General features: G+C 68.9%; 17 protein-coding genes. 8 read left to right on the top strand and 9 right to left on the bottom strand.

The window, feature by feature from the left end; all coding sequences use genetic code 11:
* Positions 1 to 63: 63 nt before the first annotated feature.
* Positions 64 to 726, bottom strand: a complete 663-nt coding sequence (locus D3H34_RS27820; RefSeq protein ID WP_119557792.1) for a nuclease-related domain-containing protein — start codon at positions 724 to 726, stop codon at positions 64 to 66.
* A gap of 399 nt (positions 727 to 1,125) precedes the next feature.
* On the opposite strand from D3H34_RS27820, the gene D3H34_RS27815 reads away from it, so the two are divergent.
* On the top strand, positions 1,126 to 2,283 hold the full coding sequence (locus D3H34_RS27815; RefSeq protein WP_119557791.1) for a porin: 1,158 nt from the start codon (positions 1,126 to 1,128) through the stop codon (positions 2,281 to 2,283).
* A 281-nt stretch (positions 2,284 to 2,564) separates the two neighbouring features.
* Complete coding sequence (locus D3H34_RS27805) at positions 2,565 to 3,170, top strand: sensor histidine kinase (protein WP_119557789.1); 606 nt, start codon at positions 2,565 to 2,567, stop codon at positions 3,168 to 3,170.
* Here the strand turns inward: D3H34_RS27805 and D3H34_RS27800 are convergent.
* Complete coding sequence (locus tag D3H34_RS27800; protein WP_119557788.1) at positions 3,159 to 4,124, bottom strand: LysR family transcriptional regulator; 966 nt, start codon at positions 4,122 to 4,124, stop codon at positions 3,159 to 3,161. The genes D3H34_RS27805 and D3H34_RS27800 overlap by 12 nt on opposite strands.
* Positions 4,125 to 4,272: 148 nt before the next feature.
* Here D3H34_RS27800 and D3H34_RS27795 point away from each other — a divergent pair, with 148 nt between their 5' ends.
* Positions 4,273 to 5,142 carry a pirin family protein gene (locus D3H34_RS27795; RefSeq protein ID WP_119557787.1) on the top strand — a complete coding sequence of 290 codons (870 nt, stop codon included), beginning with the start codon at positions 4,273 to 4,275 and terminating at the stop codon, positions 5,140 to 5,142.
* Between the two features lie 114 nt (positions 5,143 to 5,256).
* On the opposite strand, the gene ureG is transcribed toward D3H34_RS27795, so the two are convergent.
* The 3 genes from ureG to ureE all read right to left on the bottom strand — a co-directional run bounded on the left by ureG (position 5,257) and on the right by ureE (position 7,337).
* Positions 5,257 to 5,904, bottom strand: coding sequence for an urease accessory protein UreG (gene ureG, locus D3H34_RS27790; protein WP_119557786.1), 648 nt, complete (start codon positions 5,902 to 5,904; stop codon positions 5,257 to 5,259).
* Positions 5,905 to 5,925: 21 nt separating this feature from the next.
* Positions 5,926 to 6,597, bottom strand: coding sequence for an urease accessory protein UreF (locus D3H34_RS27785; protein WP_119557785.1), 672 nt, complete (start codon positions 6,595 to 6,597; stop codon positions 5,926 to 5,928).
* A 143-nt stretch (positions 6,598 to 6,740) separates the two neighbouring features.
* Positions 6,741 to 7,337, bottom strand: coding sequence for an urease accessory protein UreE (gene ureE, locus D3H34_RS27780; protein ID WP_119557784.1), 597 nt, complete (start codon positions 7,335 to 7,337; stop codon positions 6,741 to 6,743).
* A 71-nt stretch (positions 7,338 to 7,408) separates the two neighbouring features.
* Between ureE and D3H34_RS27775 the strand changes: the two genes are divergently transcribed.
* The 4 genes from D3H34_RS27775 to D3H34_RS27760 all read left to right on the top strand — a co-directional run bounded on the left by D3H34_RS27775 (position 7,409) and on the right by D3H34_RS27760 (position 10,677).
* Positions 7,409 to 7,636: an AbrB/MazE/SpoVT family DNA-binding domain-containing protein gene (locus D3H34_RS27775; RefSeq protein WP_119557783.1), complete on the top strand. Its 228-nt coding sequence runs from the start codon at positions 7,409 to 7,411 to the stop codon at positions 7,634 to 7,636.
* Entirely contained in the window at positions 7,633 to 8,037 is a 405-nt protein-coding gene (locus D3H34_RS27770; protein ID WP_119557782.1) for a type II toxin-antitoxin system death-on-curing family toxin, read from the top strand. The genes D3H34_RS27775 and D3H34_RS27770 overlap by 4 nt, the downstream gene beginning before the upstream one ends.
* A 129-nt stretch (positions 8,038 to 8,166) precedes the next feature.
* Complete coding sequence (locus tag D3H34_RS27765; RefSeq protein ID WP_119557814.1) at positions 8,167 to 9,105, top strand: AraC-like ligand-binding domain-containing protein; 939 nt, start codon at positions 8,167 to 8,169, stop codon at positions 9,103 to 9,105.
* Positions 9,106 to 9,276: 171 nt separating this feature from the next.
* A complete protein-coding gene (locus tag D3H34_RS27760) occupies positions 9,277 to 10,677 on the top strand; it encodes an amidase (protein ID WP_119557781.1) in 1,401 nt (466 codons plus the stop codon).
* Positions 10,678 to 10,681: 4 nt separating this feature from the next.
* Here D3H34_RS27760 and ureC read toward each other — a convergent pair whose 3' ends face one another.
* From ureC to D3H34_RS27740, 4 genes are read right to left on the bottom strand one after another with little or no spacing between them, the layout of a single operon-like run.
* The gene (ureC, locus tag D3H34_RS27755; protein WP_119557780.1) at positions 10,682 to 12,400 is read right to left on the bottom strand and encodes an urease subunit alpha; all 1,719 of its coding nucleotides are present in this window, start codon (positions 12,398 to 12,400) and stop codon (positions 10,682 to 10,684) included.
* Positions 12,401 to 12,403: 3 nt separating this feature from the next.
* Positions 12,404 to 12,709: an urease subunit beta gene (locus tag D3H34_RS27750; RefSeq protein ID WP_119557779.1), complete on the bottom strand. Its 306-nt coding sequence runs from the start codon at positions 12,707 to 12,709 to the stop codon at positions 12,404 to 12,406.
* A gap of 12 nt (positions 12,710 to 12,721) precedes the next feature.
* On the bottom strand, positions 12,722 to 13,318 hold the full coding sequence (locus D3H34_RS27745) for a HupE/UreJ family protein (protein ID WP_119557778.1): 597 nt from the start codon (positions 13,316 to 13,318) through the stop codon (positions 12,722 to 12,724).
* A 28-nt stretch (positions 13,319 to 13,346) separates the two neighbouring features.
* Entirely contained in the window at positions 13,347 to 13,649 is a 303-nt protein-coding gene (locus tag D3H34_RS27740) for an urease subunit gamma (RefSeq protein ID WP_119557777.1), read from the bottom strand.
* Positions 13,650 to 13,763: 114 nt separating this feature from the next.
* On the opposite strand from D3H34_RS27740, the gene D3H34_RS27735 reads away from it, so the two are divergent.
* On the top strand, positions 13,764 to 14,565 hold an 802-nt coding region (locus D3H34_RS27735), incomplete at its 3' end, for a purine-cytosine permease family protein (RefSeq protein ID WP_434057715.1).

Here is a 14,565-nt window from a genome sequence, read left to right as displayed (position 1 = left end):
TTCGCCAATGTCGGAGGAATGTGGGACGCCCTCCCACCCGCGGGGCCGAGTGGTGAGCAGTCGTTACTGCAGGCCCATGGCGTTGACGGCGGGCCAGGACACCGACATCGCCGGCCGCTCGGTGCGTGCGCGGCAGTTCTGCGCATGCGTCTCCAGCGACAGGTCGCCCTGGATGTCGAGCAGGCGTTGCACGGTGCGATCGACGGCGTGCGCATCGAGCAGCGGGTAGGTGCGCGCGGTGCGGCCGTTGTTGCGCACCAGGCGCGCGATGTAGGGCAGGTCCTGCTGCGTGATGACGGCGGCGGGCATCACGCCTTCCAGCTCCACGCCTTCGCAAGGCAGCAGCACGAAGTACTGCAGGCGCAGGTCGTCGGGCAGCAGGCTGCGCAGCTGCGTGGTCTTGCGGCCGCCTTGCCAGGCGGGGTCTTTCACTTCACGCGCCCGCGTGCAGCCATGCAGCCGCAGGAACCAGCGCGGCGGTGCCTCGTCGGATTTCTTGCGATAGACGAACGCGTTGCGCCAGGCCTTGATCTCGAACAGGTACACGCCGGTCTCGCACACGATCACGGCGTCGATGCGCGCGGTGGGCACGGCGCAGCCGGAAGGCATCGGGATGATGAGGTTGCGAAGAATGCGCAGGTGGGAAAAGGCAGGGCTGAATGCGGTGGCGAGTTGCTGCACACCGAGCGACGCGGCGACCGCGCTTTGCTGCAGAGCAATGGTCATGTGGTGACTCCTTCGGAAGCCTGAGCATTGCCGGGCTTTTGGGAGACTTTTGGTACGTGCGCTCTGGCGGTGATGAGAACGCGTCCGGCAGGCGGTGCGGCGCGGGCGGCCCCTCTGTGCCGCCGAGGCGCACAGCGTTTCGCGGATCAGGGCTCGCAGCTGTTTGAGCGAAGCGAGTTCTGCGAGACCCCGCGAAACGCGAGCACCGCAGGGCAGCCGCGAAGCGGCCGGCACAGTGGGGTCGCCCGCCCCGCACCGCCTGCCGGACGCTTGCCGGCGTGAGTGCAAAACAACACTCGACGGTCGTGTGGTGGTGTGCACCAGATTCCTCCAATTTTGAAAAGGACCATCCGGTCAGCGGCTCGATGAAGAGCAGCTGCAAACCCCGGAGAAACCTGAATGAAGAAATCCCTCACGGCACTCGCCGCGCTGGCCGTCACCGGCCTGGCTTCTGCCCAATCGTCCGTCACCTTGTTCGGCGTCGTCGATGCCGGTGTGACCTACCAGTCGAGCACCTCGCGCGACGCGGTCACCGGCGCGTCGGTCAAGCAAAGCAAGACCAGCCTGAGCAACTCTGGCTACAACTCCAGCCGGATCGGCTTTCGCGGCACCGAAGACCTCGGCGGCGGCCTGGCGGCGAGCTTCTGGCTCGAAGCGCCCATCACCAACGACGATGGCGCCACCGGCATCTCGACCTTCAGCCGTCGCTCCACCGTGAGCCTGTCGGGCGGCTTCGGTGAACTGCGCCTGGGCCGCGACTACACCGCCACGTTCTGGAACGACACCGTGTTCGACCCGTTCGGCACCAATGGATCGGGCACCAACGTGATCAGCACCGTCAGCGGCGGCACCGGCATCAACAATGCCAACTACGCGCGCGCCAGCAACGCGATCGGCTACTTCCTGCCGCCGAACCTGGGCGGCTTCTACGGCCAGCTCCAATACAGCCTGCACGAGAACGCCAGCACCGACGCGACCTCGACAACGGCGGCCAGCAGCAGCACGGCAGGCCGCTACGTCGGTGGCCGCTTCGGCTACGCCAACGGGCCGCTGGATGTGGCGCTGGCCATGGGCCAGAGCGTCGCGGTCGACACCACCACGCTGGAACGGAAGGTGCAGACCATCAACCTGGGCGCGTCGTACGACTTCGGTCCGGTGAAGCTGTTCGGCGAGCTGTCGAACGTGAAGAACAAGTTCGACACGGCGCTGACCAACACGCACGACAGCTACAACGGCTACCTGATCGGCGCGACCGTGCCGGTGGGCTCGGGCCTGATCCGCGCTTCGTACTCGGTGGTTCGCTACAACGAAGGCGCGGCCGGCGTGACGGGCGAAGACCCGCGCGCACAGAAGCTGGCCATCGGCTACGTGCACAACCTGTCCAAGCGCACCGCGCTGTATGCCACGGTCGCGCGCGTGAACAACCGCAACGACGCGAACTACACGGGCGGCCTCTCGGCTGCCGCCACCACGGGCTACGGCAGCGCGGGCACGACCTACACGGGCCTGCCGCGTTCGTCGACCGGCTACGACTTCGGCATCCGCCACGCGTTCTGATTGGCCCCGTTCGCGTGCGGCGGCAGCGCCGGTGCACGCGAACGGTTCATGCCATCGAACAAGCCACGCACTGTTGATTCACATGATCCGAATTCACCACCTTGCAGGCGTGCTGGCAGCGCTCGGCCTGTCGGGCTGCATCGTGCTGCCGCCGCCCCTTTTTCCGCCCGGGCCACCGCCGGGGTTTCGCGGCGAGGGGCCGCCACCACCGCCGCGATGCGAAGCACGGCCCGGCTGCGTGCGGCCGGCCTTCCCCGAACCGCGCTGAGGCGCCGTCGACGATGTATGGCAATCACCTCGGTTTGATCATTGCCACGGTCATCGGCCTCGGGCTGGCCGGTGTGCTGGCGCTGATGGCGACGCTGTTCGTCGCCAATGCCCGTGCGGCCGCGCACGCCCGTGGCCTGGCCCGGCAGGCGCGCACCGAACTGCACCAGCAACTGGCGGACAGCCGGGTGCAGGACCTGCGGCCCTTGCTCGGTGCCGAGCCTGGCGATGCCACGGCGCTGCGTCTCGATGTCGATCTGCCCGAGGAGGCAGTGCCCGTCTTCGGCATTCCGTCGGAGCTGCGCGAGCTGCTGGCCAAGGTGGCCGCGCATGCCGCGCGCGTGATGGCGGCGGGCGCGACGCTGCAGGTGCTTGCGCGTGTCGAAGGCACGCAGGCGGTCATTCATTGGCGCGACCCCGACGCAGAAGGCGAACGGCCGCCGCTGGCGCGTTTCTTCGATGCGATCGATGCCGCCTCGCAGGCCAGTGCGCGCATGTGCGAGTGCATCGCAGGGCGACACGGCGGGCGCATCTATTCGGCGCCGGACGACGGCGGCGTGCTGGGTCTGACGCTGCGCCTGCCGCTGTACGAGCCGGCGCTTGCAGGGTCAGCCGACTGACGTCGGTGTCGGCCCCGACGCCGGCGGCAGCGTCAGTGTTTCGGGGCGCTCCAGCGCTTCAAGCGCTTCGTATTCCACCGCCAGGAAGTCGACCAGCTTGCGCACCGACGGCAGCAGGCCGCGGCGTGACGGGAACACCGCATGCACGATGCCGCTGCGCGGCGCCCAGTGCGGCAGGGCGTCGACCAGGCGGCCAGCCTGCAGGTCGTCGCGCACCATCATCGTCGGCATCTTGGCCACGCCCACGCCCTGCAGGGCGGCGTGCCGCAGCGCGGCCATGTCGTCGGTCACCAGCCGGGGCTGGTGGCGCACCTCGGCGCTCGCGCCGTCGGGACCTTCGAGCGACCAGGTGTGGTGCGGTTGGGGCGGCCCGAGGTCGAGGCTGGGCAGCAGGCCGATGTCGGCGGGGCTGGCCGGCGCCGTCAGGCCTTCGAGCAGGCGCGGGTGGGCGACCAGCCGCTGCGTGCTGTGGCCCAGCACCTTCATCACGAGGTCGGTGTCTTCCAGCGGCGGAAAGCGCACGCGCAGCGCGAGGTCGAAGCCCTCGCGGATCACGTCGACGCGGCGGTTGGTGCTCTCCAGCTGCACCGTGACGCGCGGGCACTCGGTCATGAACTTCGCGATCATCTCGGCCACCTGGTAGTACACCAGCGCCGGCGGGCACGACAGCCGCACCAGCCCCTGCGGGTCGGCCTGCAGGCGGTCGATGGCCTCCTGGGCGGCATCGGCCTCGACCAGCATGGCCACGCAATGCTCGTAGTACTGGCGCCCGATGTCGGTGACGCTGAAGCGGCGCGTGGAGCGCTGGATGAGGCGCACGCCCAGCCGCTCTTCGAGCAGCGCGATGCGCCGGCTCAGGCTCGACTTGGGCACGCTGAGCGCGCGGCCGGCCGGGGCGAAGCCGCCGTGGTCGACCACCTGGGCGTAGTAGTAGAGATCGTTCAGGTCGCGCATGGCTGGAGGCCCTCCGTGCGGTTGATCGTTCGCCAGATGGAACGATGAGGCCGAATTCTGGCATCTACTCAAAGCATCGTTGCGGCCCCATCCTTGATCCATGGCTCTCCCGCATCGGGCGAGCCGCCAGATGGAAAGGAAAGACCCCATGAAGAAGATCCTCGGCACCTACAGCGCCCCGCGCCCGCACTGGGTCGGCGACGGCTTTCCTGTGCGCTCGCTGTTCAGCTACGACACGCTGGGCCGCCACGCCAGCCCCTTCCTGCTGCTGGACTACGCCGGTCCCGCCCAGTTCACGCCGACCGCACGGCCGCGCGGCGTGGGCCAGCACCCGCACCGCGGCTTCGAGACCGTGACCATCGTCTACAAGGGCGAGGTCTCGCACCGCGACTCGACGGGGCAGGGCGGCACCATCGGCCCCGGCGACGTGCAATGGATGACCGCGGGCGCGGGCATCCTGCACGAGGAGTTCCATTCCGAAGCGTTCACGCGCGACGGCGGCGAGCTGGAGATGGTGCAGTTGTGGGTCAACCTGCCTGCGAAGGACAAGATGGCCACGCCGGGCTACCAGGCCATCGTCGATGCGCAGATTCCGTCGGTGCCGCTGCCCGAGGGCGCGGGCAGCGTGCGCGTGATCGCGGGCGACTACCTCGGCAACCGGGGGCCGGCGCGCACCTTCACGCCGATCGACGTGTGGGACGTGCGCCTGAACAAGGGCGCGAGCGTGACGCTGCCGGTGCCCGAAGGCCATGCCACCGCCATCGTGGTGCTGCGCGGCACGGTGCAGGTGAACGGCGAAGAGGTGGCGCGCGATGCGCAGATGGTGTTGCTCGACCGCGCGGGCGATGCGCTGACGCTGGACGCCAACAACGACGCGGTGGTGCTGCTGCTCAGCGGCGAGCCGATCGACGAACCCATCGTCGGCCACGGCCCGTTCGTGATGAACACGCGCGACGAGATCGTGCAGGCGATGAAGGACTTCGGCAGCGGGAAGTTCGGGCAGATGCAGCCGGCCTGAGCCCGAACGGTCCGGTCGTGAGACACCGCAGAACCGGCTTTGCCGGGCTGCAGGTGTCGCCCCCGGTAGGGGGAAGGAGAAGCGACACGAAGTGCGCGGAGCCTGGGGGCGAGCCTAAGCCACGAGCATGCCGCGTTCCTCGATGAAGGCGATGACCTCGTCCACGCCCGTGAGCGTCTTGAGGTTGGTCATCACGTAGGGGCGCTGGCGGCGCATGCGCTGGGTGTCCTGTTCCATCACGTCGAGGTTCGCGCCGACATAGGGCGCGAGGTCGGTCTTGTTGATGACGAACAGGTCGCTCTTGGTGATGCCGGGCCCGCCCTTGCGCGGGATTTTTTCGCCGGCCGCCACGTCGATCACGTAGATCGTGAGGTCCGACAGCTCGGGGCTGAAGGTGGCCGCGAGGTTGTCGCCGCCCGACTCGACGAACACCACGTCGGCGTCGGGAAAGTCTTCGAGCATGCGGTCGATGGCCTCGAGGTTGATCGAAGCGTCTTCGCGGATCGCGGTGTGCGGGCAGCCGCCGGTTTCCACGCCCATGATGCGCTCGGCCGGCAGCGCGCCGGCCACGGTGAGCAGGCGCTGGTCTTCCTTGGTGTAGATGTCGTTGGTGATGGCGACGAGGTCGTACTTGTCGCGCATCGCCTTGCAGAGCATTTCGAGCAAGGTGGTCTTGCCCGAGCCGACGGGGCCGCCGATGCCCACGCGCAGCGGCGGGAGCTTCTTGGTGCGGTTCGGGATGTGGTGCAGGGCGGAGGTCATGGGCGGAAGGGTCCGGTTCGGTCAGCTTCGGAAGAGGCGGGAATATTGTGTTTCATGGCGGGCCGACAACACCGCCAGCAGGGGCGCGAAGGCCTGGCGTTCGTCGTCTGTCAGTTGCATCGCCCGATCGACGGCGGCAGGGATTTCGTTCGCCAGCCGCGCGAGGATGCGCTGGCCTGCACTCTGTCCCAGCGGCACGGCCTTGACGGCGGCGGCGACCATGTTCTCGGCCCAGCCGAAGGCGAAGGCCAGGCAGCCGTCGTGCACCGAGGCCCCGGTGCGGCTGGCCGCGAACGCGAAGGCCACGGGGTAGGTCGCGGGCAGGCCGGCGAAGACTTCGGCCGTGTCGGCGTGGTGCAGCTTCAGCCACTCGACGAAGGAGCGGCCCATCTGCTCGGTCTGCAGGAGGAACTCGGCGGATTCGCGCGTGTGCAGCACCCAGTCGTTGAGGGTGCGGATGCGCTGTGCGTCGCCTGCGCGCCAGGCGGTGATGGCCTGGGCTGCGAGGGCGAGGTCGCCTCGCGCGAAGCTCAGGTGCAGCTGGTCGGAGAGCCATTCGGCAGCGTTGGCCTCGGAGTCGAGGCCGGTCCATTCGACGGCGGCCTCGATGCCTTCGGAGTACGAGAAGCCGCCGACCGGCAGGGCGGGGGAGGCGAGCCAGATGAGCTGGAGGAGGCTGTGCGGGGGCGGCATCTTTTTGCGCTGGTGTTCAGGGCGCGTGCACAGGACGCCGGGTACTTCCCTGCGCGAATGTCCCCCGGGGCTTCGCCCCTCCTCCTTTATTTCGCTGCGGGAAGCACCCGATGCCCAGTGCACGGGAAGGGCGGTCGGTCATTTCAGTGCGAGTGACCGTGGCCGTGGCCGTCATCGAGCAATTCAGGCGCGAGGACGAGCGGCTTCGGGCCGCTGCCGTGGGAATGCCCGTGGTCATGGCCATGATGGTCGTGACTGTGGCCATGGCCGCCGTGCGAATGCCCTTGCGCGCCGTACGCGCCGCCTTCGGGCTCGAAGGCTTCCTCGACCGCAACGACGATCAGGTGCATCGAACGCAGCATGTCGGCCAGCACATGGTCGGGCTCGATCTTCAGGTGATCGGGCTTCAGCTCGATCGGCACATGCCGGTTGCCCAGGTGGTAGGCCGCACGCGTCAGGTCGAAGGGCGTGCCGTGGGCCGTGCAGTGCGTGATGCGCAGCACGGGCTGCGGCGCCGCGATCACGCGCACCAGCGAGCCGTCTTCCGCAACCAGCACGTCGCCGCCGCGCACGGCAGTGCCGCGCGGCAGGAAGATGCCGATCTGCCGGCCCTGCGAGTCGGTGGCGTCGAAACGGCTTTTCTGGCGCACGTCCCAGTCGAGTTCGATGGTGGCGGCACGCTTGAGCAGCACGGGCGCGAGGCCGCGGCCCTGGGGCATGAGTTTGTTGGCGGTGAGCATGGCGGGTTGCGACTCCAGATGAGGCGGAATAATATAACGCCTGTTATAACTTTCGCCCAAGGGAGCCCGTCATGTCCGCACTCAAACTGACCCAGATCGGCAATTCGGTCGGCGTCATCCTGCCCAAGGAAGTGCTGGCGAGCATGAATGTCGGCAAGGGCGACACGGTGTACCTCACGCAGGCCGCCGGCGGCGGTTTCACGCTGACGCCGTACGACGATGCCTTCGAGCGCCAGATGGAAGCGGCGCGCCGCGTCATGAAGAAGCGGCGCAACGTGCTGCGCGAGTTGGCGAAATGAGCGCGGCCAACCAGGCCTGGGTCTGGCTCAGCCTTCAGTTGATCCATGCCGTGCATGAGGAGCAGCTGGCCGAGCATGGCGGTCCGGCCGGCGTGCGCGATGAGGGGCTGCTGGCCTCGGCCATGGGCCGGCCGCAGAACCGGGCGCTGTACGAATCGCCCGACGCGGCCACGCTCGCCGCAGCCTACGCCTACGGCATCGCGCGCAACCACCCCTTCACGGACGGCAACAAGCGAACCGCTTTCGTCGCGATGGAAGTGTTCCTCGATCTCAACGGCTTCGAGCTGCTTGCGTCCGACCACGACTGCGTGCTTATCACGCTGAAGCTCGCCGAAGGGGGCTTGGACGAAGACGCGCTCGCAGGGTGGATTCGCGAGCATCTGGCGCCACGTGGCGGCTGAGGCGGCGCCCGTAGCCCGGGTGAGGAGTGGCGTGATCATTGCAGTGCAGTAAGGGTTCTTCCTCCTGTAGCAAATACCGGGCCCCGCAAGGACTTGCCTGCGCGCCCCATCGGCCCCAGCATCACGCGCATGAACAGCCTGGCCTACCTGACGACCGACGTCGCCACCGCGTTGCGTTTCGACTATTGGCACGACGTCGTGTGCCGCCACTGCATTCCCGCAGCCAGCCGTGCGATGACGGCGGAGCCGTTCGAAGGGCGGCTCGACGTGCGGGACGTGGGCTCGGTCAGCGTCAACCGCATGTCGGCGCCGTTGCACTACTGGTCGCGCGACGCGCACCATCTGCGCCAGCACCCGCTGGACGACCTGTGGCTGGCTTTCCTGCAGGACGGCGAGGGCGCCTTCGTGCAGGGCGGGCGGCAGGGGCGGCTGCGCAGTGGCGACATGCTGCTGTACGACGCCGGCCGGCCGTTCGAATGCACGATGGACGCGCGCTCGGTCTACCTGGCGCGCATGCCGCGCCGGCTGCTGCTGCGGCGCTTCGCGAAGGCCGAGGACTTCACCGCACGCCCCATCACGGCGGACAGTCCTGGCGCGGCGCCGCTGCACGCGATGCTGCACGAGACGGCGAACCCAGCCTTTGCGCAGCCGCACTCCGCTGCCGCCGAACGCTTCGGTGGCGCGCTCATCGACCTGCTGGCCGTGACGCTCGAACTGCAGCAGGACGCGGCTGGCGACGCCGGCGCCGAGCAGGGCTTGTACGCGCGCATGAAGGCATACATCGAACGTCACCTGGAAGACCCGGCGCTCTCGCTCGACACACTGGCGCAGGCGCACCACGTCTCGGCGCGCACCGTGGCACGGGCGTTCGCACGCCAGGGCGAGACGGCGATGGGCGCGGTCTGGCAGGCACGGCTTGAGGCCAGCCGCGAGGCGCTGGTGGGCGGGCGTGCGCACAGCGTGACGGACGTCGCGTTCCAGCACGGGTTTTCCGACCTGTCCCACTTCAGCCGTGCCTTCCGCAAGGCCTACGGCTGCGCGCCGCACACGCTGCTGAAGACGCGCTGAGCGCCATGCGCGGGGTGTCCGCCCCAGCACAAGTGCATGTCCGGAAGAGACCAGCGCGGGCCGCCCCGCGCCGATAAGGTTCGCCCGGGGTGGCAGCTCTTGCCGCTTTTCTTTGGGTCTTCTTCTTTCTCAACCTACACATGCGGGCGCGCGGCGCCCCGGGAGTCAGTCATGGCGGACAAGGAATTGCATCATCTCGAACTGCTGGACGTCGGCCGGCAGATCCAGTCGCGCGAGCGCTCGTCGGAAGAGGTCACGCGCGCGATGCTCGCGCGCATCGACGCCGTCGACGGCCGGCTGCGCAGCTACGCGACGCGCATGGACAAGCAGGCGCTCGACGACGCGCGCCGCTCCGACCAGGAGATCGCCGCCGGCCGCGCGCGCGGGCCGCTGCACGGCGTGCCGCTGGCGGTGAAGGATCTGCTGTGGACCGAGGGTGTGCCGAGCGCGCACGGCATGACGATCCTGCGCGACCACCGGCCCGCCGAGGACGCGACCGTGGTGCGCCGCCTGCGCGAGGCCGGCGCCGTGATCCTGGGCAAGCTGCAGCAGACCGAAGGCGCTTTTGCCGACCACCATCCGCAGATCGCGTCGCCGGTCAATCCGTGGGATGCGACGTTGTGGCCCGGCGTGTCGTCCAGCGGCTCGGGTGTGGCCACGGCTGCAGGCCTGTGCTTCGGCGCGCTGGGCACCGACACGGGCGGATCGATCCGCTTTCCGTCGGCGGCCAACGGCATCACGGGTCTGAAGCCGACGTGGGGCCGTGTCAGCCGCCACGGCGCCTTCGAGCTCGCGGCCTCGCTTGATCACATCGGCCCGATGACACGCAGCGCCGCCGACGCGGGCGCGATGCTGGCGGCCATCGCCGGCGCCGACCCGCACGACCCCACGGCGAGCACGTTGCCGGTGCCCGACTACCTCGCGACGATGACGCGCGGCCTGGCCGGCCTGCGCGTCGGCATCGATCCCGGCTGGACGCTGGATCGCGTGGATGCCCCGACGCGCGCCACGCTGGCAGCGGCGATCCGCACGGTCGAATCGCTGGGCGCCGAGGTGCGCGAGGTGGTGTTTCCCGATACGACGCAGGCCATCATCGACTGGTCGCCGCTGTGCGCGGTCGAGACCGCCGTGGCGCACGAGGCCACGTACCCGTCGCGTCGGGCCGAGTATGGGCCGGGCCTGTCGGGGCTGATCGACCTCGGGCTTTCGCAGAGCGCCACCGACTACCAGAAGCTATTGCTGCGTCGCGCCGATTTCACGGGCCGCGTGCGTGCGTTCTTCGGGCAGATCGACCTGCTGCTGATTCCGGCCATTCCCTTCGCGGCGCCGACGCTGGAGCGGGCCAGCCAACTCGGCGTGGACCCGGAACTGCTGGCAGGCATGCTGCGCTACACCTGCCCGTTCGACCTCACGGGCAGCCCCACGCTCACGCTGCCGGGCGGCGCCACCGACGCTGGCGTGCCGGTGGCCTTCCAGTTCGTGGCCCCGCACTTCGGTGAAGACCTGCTGGTGCGCGCGGGCTGGGCGTTCCAGCGGGCGACCGACTGGCACCAGCGGCATCCAGCCGATTGAGCCTTCAGAACAGGAAGTAGCGCTGCGCCATCGGCAGCACCTTCGCCGGCTCGCAGGTCAGCAGGTGGCCGTCCGCGCGCACCGCGTAGGTCTGCGCGTCGATCTCCATCTTCGGCGTGTAGCCGTTGTGGATCAGGTCCTGCTTGCGCACGTTGCGGATGTTCTTCACCGCGCTCAAGTGCTTGGCCAAACCGTAGCGTTCCTTGATGCCCGCGGCCAGTCCGGCCTGTGAGACGAAGGTCAGCGAGCTCTTCGCGAGCGAGCCGCCGTAGGCGCCGAACATCGGCCGGAAGTGCACCGGCTGCGGCGTGGGGATCGACGCGCTGGGGTCGCCCATCGCGGCCATCGCGATGGTGCCGCCCTTGAGGATGGTGAAGGGCTTCACGCCGAAGAAGGCCGGCTTCCAGACCACGAGGTCGGCCCACTTGCCGACTTCAATCGAGCCCACCTCGTGCGCGATGCCGTGCGCGATGGCCGGGTTGATCGTGTACTTGGCGATGTAGCGCCGGGCGCGGAAGTTGTCGTTGCGCTCGCTGTCTTCGGGCAGCGCGCCGCGCTGCTGCTTCATCTTGTGCGCGGTCTGCCAGGTGCGGATGACGACCTCGCCGACGCGGCCCATGGCCTGGCTGTCGGAGCTGAACATGCTGATCGCGCCCAGGTCGTGCAGCACGTCTTCGGCGGCAATGGTCTCCTTGCGGATGCGCGACTCGGCAAAGGCCAGGTCCTCGGCGATGCCGGCATCGAGGTGGTGGCACACCATGAGCATGTCGACGTGCTCGTCGAGCGTGTTCACCGTGTAGGGCATCGTCGGGTTGGTCGACGAGGGCAGGAAGTTCGCCTCGCCCACCACGCGCAGGATGTCGGGCGCATGGCCGCCGCCCGCGCCCTCGGTGTGGAAGGCGCAGATGGCGCGTCCGCCCACGGCGGCGATGGTGTTCTCGACGAAGCCCGATTCGTTGAGCGTGTCGCTGTGGATGGCCACCTGCGTGTCGGTGGCATCGGCCACGTCCATGCAGTTGCTGATGGCCGAGGGCGTGGTGCCCCAGTCTTCATGCAGCTTCAGGCCCATGACGCCGGCCTCGATCTGCTCGTGCAGTGCACCGGGCAGGCTTGCATTGCCCTTGCCGAGAAAGCCCAGGTTCATCGGGAAGGCATCGGCCGCCTGCAGCATGCGTTCGATGTGCCAGGGGCCGGGCGTGGCGGTGGTCGCGAAGGTGCCGGTGGCCGGGCCGGTGCCGCCGCCGAGCATGGTGGTCACGCCGGAGGACAGCGCCTCCTCGATCTGCTGCGGGCAGATGAAGTGGATGTGGCTGTCGATGCCGCCTGCGGTGACGATGGTGCCTTCGCAGCTGATGATCTCGGTGCCCGGGCCGATGACGATGTCCACGCCCGGTTGCACGTCGGGGTTGCCGGCCTTGCCGATGGCGGCGATGCGGCCGTCCTTCAGGCCGATGTCAGCCTTCACGATGCCCCAGTGGTCGAGGATCAACGCGTTGGTCATCACGGTGTCCACCGCCCCTTGGGCGCGCGTGCGCTGCGATTGCGCCATGCCGTCGCGGATGGTCTTGCCGCCGCCGAACTTCACCTCTTCGCCGTAGCCGCCGGCACGCAGCGTGTAGTCGGCCTCGACCTCGATCAGCAGTTCGGTGTCAGCCAGGCGAACCCGGTCGCCCACGGTGGGGCCGAAGATTTCCGCATAGGCGCGTCGCCCGATGGTGGCCATGTGTCAGAGCTTCCCTTGGATGAGGCCGCGAAAGCCGTAGACGATGCGATCGCCGGAAAAGTCGACCAGCTCGACCGTGCGCTGCTGGCCCGGCTCGAAGCGCACCGCGGCGCCCGAAGCGATGTTCAGGCGCATGCCGCGCGCGGCGTCGCGGTCGAAGTCGAGCGCGCCGTTGGTCTCGGCGAAGTGGTAGTGCGAGCCGACCTGGATCGGCCGGTCGGCCGTGTTGCGCACGACCAGCGTGAGCGCGCGGCGGCCGGGGTTGAGCGTGTGCTCGCCGTCGTCGATGAGGAGTTCGCCGGGCGTCATGGGCGCCTCGCCTCAGATCGCCTGGGCCAGCAGCGTGGCACCGAGGCCGACGACAGCGGCGCCTGCAAGGCGTGGCAGCCAGACGTTGGCATGGCGCAGCGCCCAGCCCAGCGCGATTCCGGCGGCGTGCAGCAGCAGCGTGGCGCTGACCATGCCGGCCAGCGTGAGGGCGGCGCCGTGCTCGCCCGCGAGTTCGTGGCCGTGCGCCACGCCGTGGAAGACGGCAAAGAGGCCCACGACCGCCACGGCGATGCCGGCCGGCAGGTGCACGCGCGTGGCGACCAGCAGGCCCAGCACCAACAGCGAGGCGGCGATCATCGGCTCGACCGCCGGCAGCTGCAGGCCGGCCAGCCCGACCAGCGCGCCCGCGAGCAGCATGCCCGCGAAGGCCAGCGGCGCCCACAGCAGGTCGGGCCAGGCGCGGCGCGCGACGAGGGCGCTCCACAGGCCGACCGCGACCATCGCCGCGAGGTGATCGGCGCCGGTCAGCGGGTGCATGAAACCCGTGACGAAGCCGTGGTGCACGCCACCGTCGACGCCGGTGTGGGCGCTGGCGGCCAGCGGCAGCAGGAGGGTGGCGAGCAGGGCGGAGGTCTTGGCAAAACGCATGAGGAGTCTTTCTTCTTGGGGGCGAGGTTCAGACGATCGGCTGGTGGACGGTCACGAGCTTGGTGCCGTCGGGAAAGCTGGCTTCGACCTGGATGTCGGGGATCATCTCGGCGATGCCGTCCATCACGTCGGCGCGGGTGAGCACGGTGCGGCCCTCGCTCATCAGCTCGGCGACGCTCTTGCCGTCGCGGGCGCCTTCCATCACGGCGGCGGTGATCAGCGCGACGGCTTCCGGGTAGTTCAGCCTGAGCCCCCGCGCCTTGCGGCGTTCGGCCAGCAGCGCTGCCGTGAAGATCAGCAGCTTGTCTTTTTCGCGCGGGGTCAGTTCCATGGCGGCGGCTTCGTCGGGTGGCGGGAGAAAGGGAGGTCGGTGATTATGGGCAAGCCTGTCTCTTTGCAACAGTCGTGCCCTGTTCGCCAAATGCCGTACCCGGTGGCACGGAAGCTGCACCGAAAAGGTGTGAACACGGCCGACGCACCCCTCCTTTCCGACGACGCGCCCCAGCGCATCGTCAAGGTGCGGCGCGACTACAACAGCTGGGTCGCGAGCGAAACGCTCGAAGACTACGCCCTGCGCTACACGCCGCAGCGCTTTCGCAAATGGTCCGAATGGCGGGTGGCCAACACGGCCTTCGGGGCGGCCTCGTTCCTGGTGCTGGAGGCGGTCGGTGCCACGCTGCTGGTGCAGTACGGCTTCGCCAACGCCTTCTGGGCGATCCTCGTGACCGGGCTCATCATCTTCCTGGCGGGGCTGCCGATCAGCGTGTACGCGGCGCGCTACGGCGTCGACATGGACCTGCTCACGCGCGGCGCGGGCTTCGGCTACATCGGCTCCACGCTCACCTCGCTGATCTACGCGAGCTTCACCTTCATCTTCTTCGCGCTCGAGGCAGCGGTGATGGCCTATGCGCTCGAACTGGCGCTGGGCATTCCGCCGGTGTGGGGCTACCTGGTGTGCGCGCTGGTGGTGATTCCGCTGGTCACGCACGGGGTGTCGGTGATCAGCCGCCTGCAGCTGTGGACGCAGCCGCTGTGGCTGCTGATGCTGGTGGTGCCCTTCGTCTTTGTGCTCGTGCGCGATCCTGGTGCGTTCGCGGACATCACGCACTACGGCGGGGCGAAGTCCGGTGCGCAGGGTTTCAATTTGCACCTGTTCGGTGCTGCGCTCACGGTCGGCATCGCGCTCATCACGCAGATGGGCGAGCAGGCCGACTACCTGCGCTTCATGCCCGCGCGCACGCCGGGCT

This window comes from Acidovorax cavernicola (assembly GCF_003581445.1).
The sequence above is the reverse complement of the archived record's forward strand: the minus strand, read 5'-3'. Positions and strand labels throughout refer to the sequence as shown.

Excerpts from the sequence above, each read along its gene's own strand:
- D3H34_RS27820 (WP_119557792.1), bottom strand. The coding sequence starts at position 726 with ATGACCATTGCTCTGCAGCAAAGCGCGGTCGCCGCGTCGCTCGGTGTG.
- D3H34_RS27815 (WP_119557791.1), top strand. The coding sequence starts at position 1,126 with ATGAAGAAATCCCTCACGGCACTCGCCGCGCTGGCCGTCACCGGCCTG.
- D3H34_RS27805 (WP_119557789.1), top strand. The coding sequence starts at position 2,565 with ATGTATGGCAATCACCTCGGTTTGATCATTGCCACGGTCATCGGCCTC.
- D3H34_RS27800 (WP_119557788.1), bottom strand. The coding sequence starts at position 4,124 with ATGCGCGACCTGAACGATCTCTACTACTACGCCCAGGTGGTCGACCAC.
- D3H34_RS27795 (WP_119557787.1), top strand. The coding sequence starts at position 4,273 with ATGAAGAAGATCCTCGGCACCTACAGCGCCCCGCGCCCGCACTGGGTC.
- ureG (WP_119557786.1), bottom strand. The coding sequence starts at position 5,904 with ATGACCTCCGCCCTGCACCACATCCCGAACCGCACCAAGAAGCTCCCG.
- D3H34_RS27785 (WP_119557785.1), bottom strand. The coding sequence starts at position 6,597 with ATGCCGCCCCCGCACAGCCTCCTCCAGCTCATCTGGCTCGCCTCCCCC.
- ureE (WP_119557784.1), bottom strand. The coding sequence starts at position 7,337 with ATGCTCACCGCCAACAAACTCATGCCCCAGGGCCGCGGCCTCGCGCCC.
- D3H34_RS27775 (WP_119557783.1), top strand. The coding sequence starts at position 7,409 with ATGTCCGCACTCAAACTGACCCAGATCGGCAATTCGGTCGGCGTCATC.
- D3H34_RS27770 (WP_119557782.1), top strand. The coding sequence starts at position 7,633 with ATGAGCGCGGCCAACCAGGCCTGGGTCTGGCTCAGCCTTCAGTTGATC.
- D3H34_RS27765 (WP_119557814.1), top strand. The coding sequence starts at position 8,167 with ATGAACAGCCTGGCCTACCTGACGACCGACGTCGCCACCGCGTTGCGT.
- D3H34_RS27760 (WP_119557781.1), top strand. The coding sequence starts at position 9,277 with ATGGCGGACAAGGAATTGCATCATCTCGAACTGCTGGACGTCGGCCGG.
- ureC (WP_119557780.1), bottom strand. The coding sequence starts at position 12,400 with ATGGCCACCATCGGGCGACGCGCCTATGCGGAAATCTTCGGCCCCACC.
- D3H34_RS27750 (WP_119557779.1), bottom strand. The coding sequence starts at position 12,709 with ATGACGCCCGGCGAACTCCTCATCGACGACGGCGAGCACACGCTCAAC.
- D3H34_RS27745 (WP_119557778.1), bottom strand. The coding sequence starts at position 13,318 with ATGCGTTTTGCCAAGACCTCCGCCCTGCTCGCCACCCTCCTGCTGCCG.
- D3H34_RS27740 (WP_119557777.1), bottom strand. The coding sequence starts at position 13,649 with ATGGAACTGACCCCGCGCGAAAAAGACAAGCTGCTGATCTTCACGGCA.